General features: G+C 48.1%; 15 protein-coding genes and 1 pseudogene. 4 read left to right on the top strand and 12 right to left on the bottom strand.

Going from position 1 to position 14,132, the window contains the following annotated elements; translation table 11 throughout:
• Nucleotide 1 precedes the first annotated feature (1 nt).
• From qoxC to qoxA, 3 genes are read right to left on the bottom strand one after another with little or no spacing between them, the layout of a single operon-like run.
• The gene (qoxC, locus tag JNUCC22_RS17875) at nt 2-616 is read right to left on the bottom strand and encodes a cytochrome aa3 quinol oxidase subunit III (RefSeq protein WP_003150930.1); all 615 of its coding nucleotides are present in this window, start codon (nt 614-616) and stop codon (nt 2-4) included.
• A 14-nt stretch (nt 617-630) separates the two neighbouring features.
• Nucleotides 631-2,580 carry a cytochrome aa3 quinol oxidase subunit I gene (qoxB, locus tag JNUCC22_RS17880; RefSeq protein WP_007614578.1) on the bottom strand — a complete coding sequence of 650 codons (1,950 nt, stop codon included), beginning with the start codon at nt 2,578-2,580 and terminating at the stop codon, nt 631-633.
• Between the two features lie 27 nt (nt 2,581-2,607).
• Nucleotides 2,608-3,573 (bottom strand): cytochrome aa3 quinol oxidase subunit II, encoded by a 966-nt coding sequence (gene qoxA / locus JNUCC22_RS17885; protein WP_012118744.1) that lies wholly within the window; start codon nt 3,571-3,573, stop codon nt 2,608-2,610.
• 502 nt (nt 3,574-4,075) lie between these two features.
• Between qoxA and JNUCC22_RS17890 the strand changes: the two genes are divergently transcribed.
• Nucleotides 4,076-4,321 (top strand): GlsB/YeaQ/YmgE family stress response membrane protein, encoded by a 246-nt coding sequence (locus tag JNUCC22_RS17890; protein WP_003150926.1) that lies wholly within the window; start codon nt 4,076-4,078, stop codon nt 4,319-4,321.
• 16 nt (nt 4,322-4,337) lie between these two features.
• On the opposite strand, the gene galT is transcribed toward JNUCC22_RS17890, so the two are convergent.
• The 4 genes from galT to JNUCC22_RS17910 form a co-directional block, all read right to left on the bottom strand.
• Nucleotides 4,338-5,879: a UDP-glucose--hexose-1-phosphate uridylyltransferase gene (galT, locus tag JNUCC22_RS17895; protein ID WP_158185951.1), complete on the bottom strand. Its 1,542-nt coding sequence runs from the start codon at nt 5,877-5,879 to the stop codon at nt 4,338-4,340.
• Entirely contained in the window at nt 5,869-7,053 is a 1,185-nt protein-coding gene (locus tag JNUCC22_RS17900; RefSeq protein ID WP_216061968.1) for a galactokinase, read from the bottom strand. Before JNUCC22_RS17900 ends, galT begins: the two co-directional genes overlap by 11 nt.
• Nucleotides 7,054-7,104: 51 nt before the next feature.
• Nucleotides 7,105-7,491 carry a GtrA family protein gene (locus JNUCC22_RS17905; protein ID WP_042635745.1) on the bottom strand — a complete coding sequence of 129 codons (387 nt, stop codon included), beginning with the start codon at nt 7,489-7,491 and terminating at the stop codon, nt 7,105-7,107.
• Between the two features lie 79 nt (nt 7,492-7,570).
• Nucleotides 7,571-8,194, bottom strand: coding sequence for a TetR/AcrR family transcriptional regulator (locus JNUCC22_RS17910; protein WP_216061969.1), 624 nt, complete (start codon nt 8,192-8,194; stop codon nt 7,571-7,573).
• A gap of 335 nt (nt 8,195-8,529) precedes the next feature.
• Here JNUCC22_RS17910 and JNUCC22_RS17915 point away from each other — a divergent pair, with 335 nt between their 5' ends.
• The 3 genes from JNUCC22_RS17915 (at nt 8,530) to JNUCC22_RS17925 (ending at nt 10,262) form a co-directional block, all read left to right on the top strand.
• Nucleotides 8,530-8,691, top strand: a complete 162-nt coding sequence (locus tag JNUCC22_RS17915; RefSeq protein WP_003150917.1) for an anti-repressor SinI family protein — start codon at nt 8,530-8,532, stop codon at nt 8,689-8,691.
• A gap of 216 nt (nt 8,692-8,907) precedes the next feature.
• Nucleotides 8,908-9,588, top strand: coding sequence for a class I SAM-dependent methyltransferase (locus JNUCC22_RS17920; RefSeq protein WP_014306063.1), 681 nt, complete (start codon nt 8,908-8,910; stop codon nt 9,586-9,588).
• Nucleotides 9,588-10,262: a glycosyltransferase family protein gene (locus tag JNUCC22_RS17925; RefSeq protein ID WP_039063812.1), complete on the top strand. Its 675-nt coding sequence runs from the start codon at nt 9,588-9,590 to the stop codon at nt 10,260-10,262. Before JNUCC22_RS17920 ends, JNUCC22_RS17925 begins: the two co-directional genes overlap by 1 nt.
• Nucleotides 10,263-10,282: 20 nt before the next feature.
• On the opposite strand, the gene JNUCC22_RS17930 is transcribed toward JNUCC22_RS17925, so the two are convergent.
• The 5 genes and pseudogenes from JNUCC22_RS17930 to thiM all read right to left on the bottom strand — a co-directional run bounded on the left by JNUCC22_RS17930 (nt 10,283) and on the right by thiM (nt 14,131).
• Nucleotides 10,283-10,885 carry a DsbA family oxidoreductase gene (locus JNUCC22_RS17930; protein ID WP_012118748.1) on the bottom strand — a complete coding sequence of 201 codons (603 nt, stop codon included), beginning with the start codon at nt 10,883-10,885 and terminating at the stop codon, nt 10,283-10,285.
• Between the two features lie 86 nt (nt 10,886-10,971).
• Nucleotides 10,972-12,228 (bottom strand): iron uptake transporter deferrochelatase/peroxidase subunit, encoded by a 1,257-nt coding sequence (efeB, locus tag JNUCC22_RS17935; RefSeq protein ID WP_039063813.1) that lies wholly within the window; start codon nt 12,226-12,228, stop codon nt 10,972-10,974.
• Nucleotides 12,229-12,246: 18 nt separating this feature from the next.
• Nucleotides 12,247-12,536, bottom strand: a pseudogene (locus JNUCC22_RS17940) (Efem/EfeO family lipoprotein); the annotation flags it as partial.
• Between the two features lie 105 nt (nt 12,537-12,641).
• On the bottom strand, nt 12,642-13,316 hold the full coding sequence (gene thiE / locus JNUCC22_RS17945) for a thiamine phosphate synthase (protein ID WP_039063815.1): 675 nt from the start codon (nt 13,314-13,316) through the stop codon (nt 12,642-12,644).
• Entirely contained in the window at nt 13,313-14,131 is an 819-nt protein-coding gene (gene thiM / locus JNUCC22_RS17950) for a hydroxyethylthiazole kinase (protein WP_003150909.1), read from the bottom strand. The genes thiE and thiM overlap by 4 nt, the downstream gene beginning before the upstream one ends.
• Between the last annotated feature and the right edge of the window lies 1 nt (nt 14,132).

A 14,132-nucleotide genomic window follows, 5' to 3' on the forward strand; every position in this document is an offset into this window, starting at 1 on the left:
ATTATAGTCCCCCCAATCCGATGAGATAGACGCCTGTAAAGATGAAGATCCAAACAACGTCTAAGAAGTGCCAGTATAAACTTGAGATAAAGATTTTTGAAGACGTCTGCGGCGTTAATCCGCGTTTCTTCAATTGCAGTAAGATGCCGGCAATCCAGAAGATACCGATCGTTACGTGCGTTCCGTGCGTTCCTAGAAGGACGAAGAATCCAGACCAGAAAGCACTTGTACCGAGAGATGCTCCTTCATGTACATAGTGGATGAACTCGTTAAGCTCACATCCGACGAAGCCCGCGCCGAGAAGGAGCGTAATGATCGTCCAAATGACGACGCCTTTTAAACTTCCGCGACGCATTTCATGAACAGCGATCCCGCAGGTGAAACTGCTGATCAGAAGCAGGAATGTCATGATCATGACAAGCTTCACTTCAAATAATTCAGCCGGTAAGACTCCTCCTGCTGTTCTTCTTTGAAGAACGAAGAAGGTTGCAAATAGTGTTGAGAACAACACAATCTCTGCCCCTAAAAAGATCCAAAACCCGAGAATATTGAGTCTGCCGGTTTCAGATTGATATTCCATAGGCGCGTTAGAATTGCCGTGTTCTGCATGTTCCATAAATCACGCCTCCTTTATTCGGAAATCTTTCTTTCCGTCTCTTTTATTTCTTCAACAGGTATATAGTAGCCATTGTCATATTCAAATGAACGAAGCACCATGCAAAGCAGAATGCCGATCAAGCCGACAATGCCCATCCAGAACCATTCAAATACAAGTCCGAAGCCTGCAATACCGAACGCCACTGACATAATAAGCGGTCTTCCGGAGTTGTGCGGCATATGGATTTTCTTGAACTTGCTTTCCGGATGAATATCCGTTTTGTCTTCTTTCAATTGCAGTAACGCATCTTGAGATTTCACTTCAGGAAGCACCGCAAAGTTGTAATGCGGCGGAATCGCAGATGAAGTCGCCCACTCAAGCGTACGTCCCACGCCCCATGAATCTCCGCTGATCTCGCGAGTAGAGTAGCGGAAGCTGTAGTAGATGTTGTAGCAAAGGATTAAGAATCCGACACCCATCATGAAGGCTCCGACAGTTGAAATAAAGTTCAATGCAGTCCATCCGTCATTCGGTCCGTATGTGTAAATACGGCGAGGCATACCTTGCAGCCCCAAGAAGTATTGAGGGAAGAAACATACATTAAATCCGATCATAAAGATCCAGAAGAACCATTTTCCGATTCTTTCGTTCAGCTTGTGACCGAACATTTTCGGATACCAGAAAATAAATCCTGCGAAACATGCAAATACCGTACCCGCGATCAGCACATAGTGGAAGTGAGATACGAGGAAGTACGTATTATGGTATTGATAATCCGCTGCAGCCATCGCAAGCATAACCCCTGTTACCCCGCCGACAACGAAGTTCGGGATGAACGCGAGCGCCCACAGCATCGGTGTTGTAAAACTGATCCGGCCTTTATACATCGTAAAGAGCCAGTTAAAGATTTTAACCCCGGTCGGAACCGAAATCGCCATCGTTGTAATCGAGAAGAAAGAGTTAACGGACGCACTGTTCCCCATTGTGAAGAAGTGGTGAGTCCATACAAGGAAACTCAGGACGGAAATGGCGATAATTGAGCCGACCATCGCTTTGTAACCGAATAACTGCTTTCTTGCAAACGCTGAAATAATTTCAGAGAAAATACCGAATGCCGGTAAGATAACGATATATACTTCAGGGTGTCCCCAAATCCAGAACAAGTTAGCCCAAAGCATCGGCATACCGCCGGCTTCCAGCGTGAAAAAGTGAGCGCCGAACAAACGGTCAAATGATAACAGCGCCAATGCCACTGTCAAAACAGGGAAGGCGAATACGATAATAACCATTGTAATCAGCGTCGTCCATGTGAACATCGGCATACGCATCAGCGTCATGCCTTTCGTACGCATTTTCAGGATCGTCACCATAAAGTTGATACCCGTCATCAGCGTACCGATACCGGCAATCTGAAGACCGAGCAGGTAGAAGTTCTCACCAGGCCCGGGACTCATGTCGTTGCTTGCCAGCGGCATGTAACTCGTCCAGCCTGCGTTCGGAGAACCTCCGATAACGAAAGAAATATTGAAAAGCATCGCACCTACGAAGAACGTCCAGAAACTCAGGTTGTTCAAGTAAGGGAATGCTACGTCGCGCGCACCGATCTGCAAAGGTACGACAACGTTGATCAGACCGATTAAAAACGGCATCGCCATGAAGATAATCATGATCGTACCGTGAGTCGTAAAGATCTCATTATAGTGGTTTGAGTCTAAAAAACTGTTATTAGGAAGCGCTAACTGGGCGCGCATCATCAAGCCGTCGACCCCGCCGCGGAACAGCATGATAACAGCAGAGATAATGTACATGATTCCAAGTTTCTTATGGTCTACAGACGTCAGCCATTCAGACCAGAGCCATTTCCACTTTTTGAAGTATGTGAGTACAACGATGATAGCGATAGTGGAAAGCGCAATGGAAACTTGTGCGCCCAGAATTAATGGGTCACCTGTTACAAAAAATTCATCCCATCTCAATTTCATTCGGGCTTCCTCCTTTCTTGTTCAATTTCAATCTTGTTTATCGTCGGATACTTTAAATTCGTTTTTCTTTACATTTTCCCACGGATCTGTTTTAGAGTGCGGTGATACGGCTTTGTAGCCAAGGCGTTTGCGCGCCTCCATCGCATATTCGGCATCTTGGCCGTGGTCAACGTATTTTAAGTGTGTAGAAGAGAACGTTAATTTACCGACATTCTCCGGAAGCATCAGTTCGTCATACTTCTCTTTCGTCAGCTTTGGAGAATCGCTTTGGGCTTTTTTCACCCAGCTGTTAAAGTCTTTTTGCGTAACAGCTTTTACGTTGAATTTCTGGTCGGCAAAGTGTTCGCCGGTGAAGTTCGCGTTGCGGCCTTCATATGTTCCCACTTTGTCAGCCTGTAAGTATTGATCCATCAGCATTCCCGCCATCGCGTATTTTTGTCCCCCAAGCTGAGGAATCCATAGCGATGCCATTGAATCGGCTGAAGAAATTTTAAATAAAACCGGACGGTCTACAGGAATGTTCAGGTAGTTAACCGTCTCAATATCCTGCTCTGGGTAGCTGAATACCCATTTCCAGTCTACCGAAGTAGCATAAACAACAAGAGGCTCTTTATCCTTTGTCGCTTCAGGCGCTTTTTCTAACGAATATATCGTCTGTACGGTAGGCACAGAAAGTGCAATAACAATTAAAATTGGGATCACTGTCCAGACTACTTCTAAGAACGTGTTGCCGTGCATCTCGGGCTTGTAATTTCCGCTGTCTTTGCCTTTGCGGTCGCGGTATTTCACTAAAATGATTGTAAATAGTACGAAAACGACGCCGACAATGAACAGCATAAATCCGATTGACAAGAGAATCAGATCTTTCTGCTGGTCTGCTACAGGTCCTTTCGGATCTAAAACGGAAATGTCGCTGCATCCGCCCAGTACGAAAACAACAGCCAACATCGCTAATAAAAGTAACGGTTTAAATGCTCTGAACAAGAAGATCACCATCCTTCCTATTGATGTAGTGAATCTGAAATGTACTTTCTCAAAATCTTTTCTCTATCTACCTTGTTATGCTATCAAAATCTGCCCTTATTAGCTTTATTTTTTTCTAAAGTTCATCTTTTTTTCGACCTAATGTCACAAAATCGTCAAAAAATGCATGAACTTTTTCCACTTGCGCAAATCAAACATAAAAAGTTTTAGATCATTTAGCATATATAGAGAAAAAAGATAGTGAGAACGAATAATACCAAATAAAGGTTTACCATAATAAAAAACGCTGGTCAACAAAAAGTTTCATTTTGTTAAACATTCTACAAAAGAAATATTTTTTCCTTTGCTCACACCTTTTCACACGGTTTCCATTTTAACGCAACGCATTATGAAAAAAAAGACCGGAACGCGCCTTGATATGTTCATTATAAAAAACGCATTCATATGTTTAATATGGACAAAACGAAGGAAACATATAGGCATAAATAATAAAAAATAGGAAGTGATATTTATGGGTTTTATCGTATCTCTGATTGTCGCTATTATTATCGGCTGGATCGGAAGTTTATTTGTAAAAGGCAGTATGCCCGGGGGAATCATCGGGTCAATGATCGCCGGTCTGATCGGCGCATGGATCGGGCACGGACTGCTCGGCACATGGGGTCCTCACCTTGCCGGCTTTGCCATCATTCCGGCAATCATCGGAGCTGCGATCGTGGTATTCTTATTCAGCCTGATCGCCAGAAGCAGAGGATAAAAAAAAGCCTCGTCCCTTATGGGATGGGGCTTTTTTCCGGTAGAGCGCCCAAATGGCGGATAAACCGCCGGAAAGCCGCTCTGCCTTCTTCTGTCTGTTTAAAGACGCCGGCATGCTCCAGTATCCGCGCAAAGGCATGGCCGATTTCCTCTTTCAAAATCTGTTCCGCGTTTTCTTTCGTTACCTTCCGCTTATGCAGCACGCTGAGCGCCCAATCTTTATGCGTTGCCGCAGAAGGGTCTGCCGTTAAGACCGCTTCCGGGTCCGGTGAGCACAGCGCTTCAGCCGTGTATTTCATTTCTTGTTCAAGGCGGCCCGGCAGAATCGCAAGCCCCATTACCTCAATCAGTCCGATATTTTCTTTTTTCAGGTGATGAACTTCCTGGTGGGGATGAAAAATTCCCAGCGGATGCTCATCAGAGGTGCGGTTATTTCTGAGGACGAGATCTAATTCGAATAAACCGTTTCTCCGCCGGGCAATCGGCGTAATTGTATTGTGCGGTGTTCCTCCTGAACAGGCGAGGAGATCAGCCGCCTCATCGGAATAACCGCGCCATGCCCGCAGGATGGCATCCGCCGCGCCGGAAAGCTCAGACGCACTCTCGCTTTGCAGGCGGATGACCGACATCGGCCACTTCACAATTCCCAGCACCGTTTTCGGATAGTCAGGCAGCCTGTACCGGCTTTCTGTCTCCGCCCGCGCCATCGGGAATTCATAATTGCCCCCCTGAAAATGGTCGTGGCTTAAAATACTGCCGCCGACAATCGGCAGATCAGCATTGGAACCGAGAAAATAATGAGGATACTGGCTGACGAACGACAGCAGCCGGTCAAACGTTTTTTTGCTGATCTTCATCGGTTCGTGCCGGTCTTTCAAAACGATGCAATGCTCCCGGTAATACACATACGGAGAAAATTGCAGAAACCACTGCTCATCGCCGAGAATTACCGGAATGACACGAAGGTTTTGACGCGCCGGGTGATCCGGTCTCCCCTCGTACCCGACATTTTCTTTACAAAGAACACATCTCGGATAATCGGATTGAGGCTGCTCTTTGGCAGCGGCAATTGCTTTCGGATCTTTTTCCGGTTTTGAAAGGTTGATCGTGATGTCCAGCTTTCCGTAAGCCGTCTCAGCCGTCCACCCGGCATTCCGCTGTATTCTGTCCGAACGGATATAATACACATCCTCTGAAAATCGGTAAAACGCCTTTGTCGCCTGCTCCGGTCCGTGCACCGCCTTTGTTTCTTCAAAACGACGGACAATCTCGGACGGCTGCGGGGCAAAGCAGCCCATGATCTTCGCGCTCAGCAGGTCGCGATAGGTGTCTGTATCGGCTGAAATCCGGCCCGTTTCTGCCGCCCATTCATAAATCGGGGCCAATATGTCCGGCAATGATGCCGCCGATTCATTTTCTTTCTGTTCTGGAACCTCCGGATGGGTGATATGCAAAGCTTCATATAAACGGTTTCTTGTATATTCAATATCAAGAAATGAAATCAGCTCTTTTTGCAATCCGTACCGGATTAAACGTTCCACGTGCCGCTCAATTGCCATCGTCATCCCCCTTTAGTTCTCTCGCTCCGGCTCCGACATCCGCCGTGTAAAAGTCAGCTTTTCTCCCTGTCTTTTCCTCATAGCGGGCCCCTGCCGTTTCAATAAAATCCGAAACCGCATCGTCCTTGAAGATATTGACTGTACAGCCGCCGAAACCGGCTCCCGTCATCCTTGATCCGATCACCCCGCCGTGGCGCCAGGCCGCTTCAGCCAGTGTATCCAGCTCATGACTCGTCACCTCGTAGTCATCGCGTAAAGAGAGATGCGAATCCCTCATTAATTCACCGATATGATAAAGCAGATTGTTACTGAACATGTCGGCGGCCTCTATTGTGCAGTGATTTTCATAGACGGCGTGTTTCGCCCGGCGTCTGTTCACTTCATTCTGAATCAGCTCCGCATGAGCGTCAAAAGCGGAAGGGGTCAGCTCTCCCAGTGATTGAACGGAAAGATGTTTCTGAAGATCACAAAGCGCTTCCCCGCACTCCTTGAGCCTCGTATTATAGCCTGAGTCTGCAAGCGTTCGTTTTTTATTGGTATTTGCAATAACGATCGACAGCCCCGACAGCCCGAGTTTTGTATATTCAAAGCTGAGCGTCCCGCAATTCAGCAGAATCGCATGATGTTTCTTTCCCATTCCGATGGCGAATTGATCCATTATTCCGCAGCTGACGCCGATAAAGGAATTTTCCGCCGTCTGAGCGAGCTTCACCAAGTCGAGCATATCCGCCTCAAGCTCATGGCATTCCTTGAGAATGACCGCCGTAACAAGTTCAATCGAAGCCGAAGATGACAGCCCGGCGCCGTTCGGGATGTTTCCCCAGAACACAATATCGAAGCCGTGCGGAAGGGAAAAACCGCTGCCGAGACATTCCGCCATGACCCCTTTCGGATAATTGGCCCACCCGTCCTCTTTTTGATAACGGATATTATCGAGACTGCATTCCTTTATGCCCGCATCTTTAAAATGATGAGAGTACATTCTGACGAGCCTGTCCCCTCTCTCCCGGACGGCTGCATATGTACCGATCGTCAGCGCGCAAGGAAAGACGTGGCCCCCGTTATAATCCGTATGCTCTCCGATGAGATTCACTCTGCCGGGCGCAAAGAAAATGCGCAGGTCCTCCGATTCCCCGAATACATCAGCAAACGCTTTCTTTATTTTGTGCTTCATACGCATCCCCTTTCACCATTACACTTTCCCCCGGGGCGCGGAAAGAAACCGTTATGACACGCCCTCTTCTTTCGCTTTTCTGAAGACAATCCACTTGCTGGCCGCATAGTTGACGACTACGATAATGACGTTATCTGCGATTTTCGCCAACGTTTCGTTCATATGAAATTGACTGACCAGAAGAATCATCATGGCGAGATCGATGGCGAGGGACAATACCCGCACGCTGAAAAAGGCCGTCAATTCTTTCATCAGACTCCGCATCCCCGCGGTCTTTTGCTGAAATACATACAGTTTATTCGTGACATATGCAAATAGAACGGACAGAACCCAAGCAGCGACGGTCGCCGCCTTGTAATCCATCTCAAATGCCGACGTCAGAAAGTAAAAACTGACGATATTCACGATGGTCGTGAATATCCCCATAATGATATACATCATAATTTCTCTGTAGCGCATGGCAGTTCCTCGCTTTCTGAAAGACTTTTCTAAACCTTTTGTCAAATCAAGAAGAACGTTACCCTGATTTTCTGCCGCTGACAAAAACATAGAGCGCGTCAAACATGCTGCGGAAAGTAACCGGCCTTCCCAGCACATTGGATTGCTTAATCATCCCGTCGATGAGCGCGCACATCATGTTAGCGGTATGCTCGGTATCTATATGGTCTTCTATTAAATTTCTCGATTTGAGCCAATTTATGTACATGGTGCTTTCTTCTATCCATAACTTATAAAGACGGATATAAGCTTCATATTCACTGACGACTTTGTAAGTAGGCATATGAACGGCAAAAGACACAACATTCCAGGCAGGCTTGCTGTTTACAAACTGCATCAACAGGCTGGCCGCGCTTGCCGCAGCTTCACAAAGCGTCAACGGCCGCGCTGTTTGCTTTTCTAATTCATCGAGATAGCCGGTGATGATCCTTTTTTTAATCTGACGCCTGTCTAATAAATGCTTCAGAAAATCTTCCTTGCTTTCAAAATGAACGTAAAACGCGCCTTTGCTGAAACCCGCCGCTTTACTGATGTCATCGATTGAGACTGAATCGTAAGCTCTTTCAATCAGGAGATGAAGGCCTGCGTCAATAAAACTTTCAAATGTTTCTTCTCTCTTAATTTGAAATTTGTTTTTTTTCATTTTTTACCCCAGCTGTTTGATCATTCACTTTATCTTACACCGAATCATTCTTTTGCGGTATTTTTTATGCAAAAAGAATATGCTAGTCGACGCTTTGAGGGTAAATATTAATAGGTCATATGATTTATTTTTATTTGCATACTATCCAGTCAGTATTTATTTGTTTATTATTATACGTAAGAATTCTTGAAGGATTTTGGTTATTTCAGTCATTTTCTTAGGGAATAGGTAGGTGAATTCATCTTCAATTTGGGATTACCGGCCAACTATGTGTGATATTTGTTATACATTGGCTGCTGTAGCTGGGCAAATCAATTTTTCAATTGGAGGTTCTTATGAAAACTCATGTAATGAAAGATATAGATCAAGATTGGCAATTGTTAATTCAAGAGGCTAGAATCATGGGTTTGCACATTGACGATGTGAGGCGCTTCTTAAATACTGAAAAAGCGGTGAAGAAAAAAACACCAATGAAAAACACCATCCGCCAGCGGTAAGATTACAGGCGGATCCTTTTACTATATGACCTGCCACAGTCCGCCCGCACCCGAGTTTTCAAAGGAACACCCGCAATAAGAGGGGAATCAGAGAACAAACCGTATACCGGACAACCATTCCCGTCCGCATTCCGCAATTGAACAGCCAAACATGGTGATATGAGATCCCCCCGCTGCATATCTTGTGTATATGCCCGTTTATGAGGTGATACACAGATGGATACGAATCCCTATTATGATGAAAAACAACAGAACTACTACGAAGGCCTGAATCCTTATTTATTGAACAAAATAGACGAAAACTGGCGGACAGTGCTTGATGTCGGCTGCGGCACAGGCAATTTAGGAGCGGCGATCGAAGACCGCGGAATAACGGTTTACGGCATTGAAGCGTATCCCGAAGCCGCAAAAAAGGCGGAAAGCAAATTGAGCCACGTGCTTTGCGGCGACATTGAATCCGCCATTCTTCCGTACGAATCAGAACAATTCGACTGCATGCTGTTCGGAGACGTTCTTGAGCATCTTGTCGACCCGTGGTCCGTGCTGAAAAAGCTTCGCCCGTATGTAAAAAAAGACGGCACGGTGCTTGCATGCATACCGAATGTCGGCCACATCTCAGTGGTGCTGGAGCTTTTAGCCGGCAAATGGACTTACAGTGACGCCGGATTAATGGATCAGACCCACCTGCGTTTTTTTACCCGTGAAGAGACGCTTTCATTATTTAAAGCCGCCGGCTATGAGGTGAAACGCATTGAGGCGATCCGCGTTGATCACCCCTCTTATCACAAAGCCATCGCATCATTGCACGAAGTATGCGTACAGCTTGGCATAAGGCATGACTTTATGACAGAAGCATCGGCGTATCAATATGTGATTGAGGCCGAGAGGAGCATGTAATGGATTCACATTCATTTCTGTTTGTCGTCTGTGTGAATGACGAGTCGCTCTACTCCCGGTGCAAGAGCCATATCATGCAGCTTACCGTCCCCCCTTCATACTCCGTTGATATCATGCCGATATACGATTCAGCAAGCATGGCCTCGTCCTACAACAAAGCGCTGAGACACCCCTCCAAATATAAAATTTATCTGCATCAGGATACCTTTATCATTCATCAGCATTTCCTACATGACATGCTTCATATCTTTCAATCTCATCAGGAGCTCGGCCTTCTCGGTGTCGCCGGCTGCAAAACCCTGCCGCCGAACGGCATTTGGTGGGAAAGCGGAGAGCGGATGGGAAAAGTGATTGAATACCGGGGGAATGCTTATCACCCGCTGGACTTTGAGCACGGCGATGAAGACGGCCTGTTTACGCCCGCTGACGCCATTGACGGCTTGTTAATGGCGGCTCAATATGACGTGGAGTGGCGGGAGGATTTGTTTCGCGGCTTTCATTTTTACGACACATCACAGTCGCTTGAATTTCAAAAACACGGCTATCAAGTCGGCGTCGCCTGCCAGAAAGACCCTTGGTGCCTTCATTTTTGCGGCGACTCATTTGACGCCGCGGCATATGAAGCGGACAGACAAACATTTGTCAAACACTATATGGCAAAGCCCTCTCGCTGATCGAGAGGGCTTTTTTCGGGTTAACGTTTATTCAGTTCCCGCTCAATGATTTGTTCAAAGGTTTCCTTTCCCGCCGCGCCAGGGATTCTCTCATCGCCGATGATAAACGTCGGCACTGCCGTAATGCCGGCTTCCTCATAAGCATGGCGGAGCGCTTCCCGCTGTACGTGTCTGTACGCTCTTGTCTCAAGCGCCTCTTTGAAGGCAGCGCCGTCAAGTCCGGCTTCTTCCGCAAGCTTTGTCAGCACGCCAACGTCACCGATATTTTGCTCTTCCTGAAAGAACGCCTGAAAAACGCGTGTATGGTATTCGCTTCCTTTCCCATGTTCCTTTGCGAAATGAAAGCCTTCAAATGCCAAATCCGTGTAAGGATGCGGTGACACGCGGGGGAACGTGATTTCAACGCCTAACGACTGCGCCATCGGCTCAATGGAGTTTTTCCACATCTGCCGCTTGGCGGGATCATTCACCGGATCAAGTTTCGGCGAGGGGCTCGGACGCAATTCAAACGGCATCCATTCCACCTGTACGTCCTTGTCCTTGATTGCTTCTTCAAACGCCGCTTTGCCGACAAAGCAAAACGGACATACATAATCAGAATATACTTTAATCTGCAGTGTCATTGTAAGTCTCCTTTCCTTTTTATTTTAAGTTGTAACATATGTAGTTACAAGTGTTTTTTTTAAAAACACCCTCCATATGGAAGGTGTCACGATTCCAGCAGCCTTTGGGCGATATATTCTCCTTTTTTACAGCCGCCGGGACAGGCGAATAAGGAAGAGCCGATCGTTTGTGTGTATTCATTCAGCGCATCCTTTGCCGCCAAAGCCTTCAGCATCGGGACAAATTGGCGGTCCGGGTCTTTTTGAAAGCAGATAAACAGCAGGCCTGCGTCAACATAGCCCGTCTGTGGATCAATTCCGTCCGTATAGGAAAATGCCCGGCGCAGAATCTGTCTGCCGGTTGATTTTGCCACGCTGACATGCGAGTCGGCGGGAATTTGATTCAGCTTCACGGGATCAGTTTCCTTTTTTTGTCCGAAAGGCGCGCCCGAGCTTTTCACCCGCCCGAACGTGTCCTCTTGCTCCTTCAAGGATGAACGGTCCCATATATCTAAAAACATCTTAATTTTCCTAAACGCCATGTACGTGCCGCCCGTCATCCAGTCAGGCTCTCCTGATTGAACCCAAACGATCGAATTCATCAGGTTTTCATCCTTTGTGCTTTGGTTGCCGGTGCCGTCTTTAAATCCGAAGAGGTTGCGCGGTGTTTCTCCGTTTTTCCCGCCGCTTAAGAAACCTTTATTGAGAAAGCGGACTTCGCACACCCCCGATGCCTGTTTCATCAGGTTGCGCACCGCGTGAAACGCCGTTTGTTCATTATCCGCGCAGACCTGTATGACGATATCACCGCCGCCTTGTTTCTTATCAAGCTTGTCGTTAGGCATCGGCGGAATATCGGCGAGATGCTTCGGTTTTTTATCTTTCAGTCCGAAGCGGTCCTTCCCGTCTTTCTCGAAAAACCCGGGGCCGAAGCCGAAGGTAACGGTCAAATTCGCCGGTGCCAGATCCTGCGACTCCCCGGTATCCTGCGGAGGCATATATTTATTTTTCTGTTCGCCCGACGGGACGGCGCCTGAAGTCAGCAGCTGCGTCAGGCTTGTCCATTGTTTGAAAAGGGAGATGACATCGGCTTTGTCGCTTGACATGACATCAAGCGCTGCAAAATACACATACGTCTGGTGCGCCGTTGTGATTCCTGCTTGGTGCTTCCCGTAAAAAGGAACGATTTGATCACGATCACGTTTTTCATCATTCTTCTTTGAAGCGGTGGCCGCCGGTTTGAAGAGCGGCGCGAGTCCTCCGAGGCCGCTCGCTCCGACAGCGACGGCGGCGCTCGCGACGGCGCCCCACTTCAGGACATCCCGTCTGTGGATCTGTTTTTCCTTGTTTTGTTCATCGCTCATGCTGCGTCTTAACTCCTTTTAAAGCACATCGGCAATCTTCGACATGGTTTCAGAAAGAGCCGTCAGCTTCGTGCTTATCTCTCTGATTTGATCTGTACTTAATGTATCACAAGACATATACGATTGATCGCACGTTTTGTATTTCGACATCAAACCTTCAAATTCGCTGAATTCCGCATCAAGTTTTTCCGTGATCTCGAAATGACCTCTCACTGCGAGCTTTTCACTGTTTCGTAGAGGGCTTTTAAGCCTTCGGCGCCGGCGGTGATTGGTTCAGGCATCACTTTGAGCGAAGCGATAGAGCCGTCAAACACTTCGGTCGATATTGCAAGCTGATTGCCCTGTTCTTGACATACGGCTTATATTCTCCAAGTCCGTCACTGCCTTTTTGCGCACACAGAAAAAGGGCCGCCCTATCGGGACAGCCCTGCTTTGGAGCGCCGAATTTCCTCTGAAAACTTCCGCGCCGCCGCTTTTGGATCTTCGGCTTGGCTGATGGCGCTGATCATGCTGACGCCGTCTGCACCCGCTTCAATGACGGGCGCCGCGTTGTCAGCCGTAATGCCGCCGATTCCTACAATCGGAATGGTGATGCCCTGACGCCGCACCTCTTCAATCAATGTAACGCCCTGCACGGCTTCAGCATCTTTTTTTGTTTCGGTCGGATAGACCGGGCCCATTCCGACGTAATCGGCTCCGGCTTCTTCCGCCCGCTTCACCTCGGAGACGTTATGTGCTGACACACCGAGTATCATATCGCCGATTGCCGCTCTCGTTTCTTCGGCGTCTGCGTCATCCTGCCCGATATGCACTCCGTCCGCCTCAAGGCGCAAGGCCAATTCGACATCATCATTAATGATGAAAGGAATCCCGGCCTGCCTGCAGACATCCTGCACCCGCTTCGCGAACAGAACACGTTCCTCCCCTGTTAAAGAACCGCTCCCCTTTTCCCGAAATTGAAAAAGCGTAGCGCCGCCCTCAATGGCTTTTTTCACCACGGAAACGGGGTCTGCGCTTGTATTGTTTGATCCCATAATAAAATAAACCGATAACATATCCTTCATCATTTCCCGAGAAATACGCGTCATTTTTCTGTCACCCTTTCAATTGCGGCAAGCTCGGCCGCTTCTTGTTCTGAGATGCTTGCCAGCTTGTTTAAAAGCTCAATCTGGAAGCTGCCCGGCCCCTTATGGGAGGTGTCCAGAGCGGCAAGCTGAGCGGCGCTTCCGTATACAGAAACGGCTGAAACGGCCGCTTGCAGAACGTCCTGCCCCGCTGCGCAGAAGGCTCCGATTACAGACGTCAGCAAGCATCCCGCCCCCGTCACCTTCGTCAGCAGTTTATCACCGTTATGTACGGCGTATGTGTCGGTGCCGTCGGAGATGACGTCGGTTTTTCCGGTAATCGCAATGACCGTCTTCAGCCCGCTTGCAGCCGTCTTAGCGAGCTGAACCACATCTCCTCCGGCTTCCCCCGCATCCACGCCTTTTATCTTCCAATCAGGGGCGCCGGCAATATTGGCGATTTCCGCGGCATTTCCGCGAATGACGGACAAGCGGACCTCCTGTATGATCTTGCGGGCTGATGCCGTCCGAAACGGCGTGGCGCCGGCGCCTACCGGATCAAAAATGACCGGAACGCCGTTTTCATTGGCCGATTTTCCGGCCGCGATCATAGCTTCAACCGACGCCGAACTGAGGGTTCCTATATTCAGGACGAGCGCTCCTGCGATTTTCGCCATGTCGGCTGCCTCCTCAATTGCATAAGCCATAACGGGCGATGCGCCGAGCGCGAGCAGTCCGTTAGCGGTGAAGTTCGTGACGACATTATTGGTGATACTGTGAACGAGCGGGTTTTGATCCCGCACTTTACTCAAGTGTTGAGCTGCGGTTTGTGCGTCCATG

This window comes from Bacillus sp. JNUCC-22, from assembly GCF_018861275.1.
Classification (GTDB): Bacteria; Bacillota; Bacilli; order Bacillales; family Bacillaceae; genus Bacillus; species Bacillus velezensis.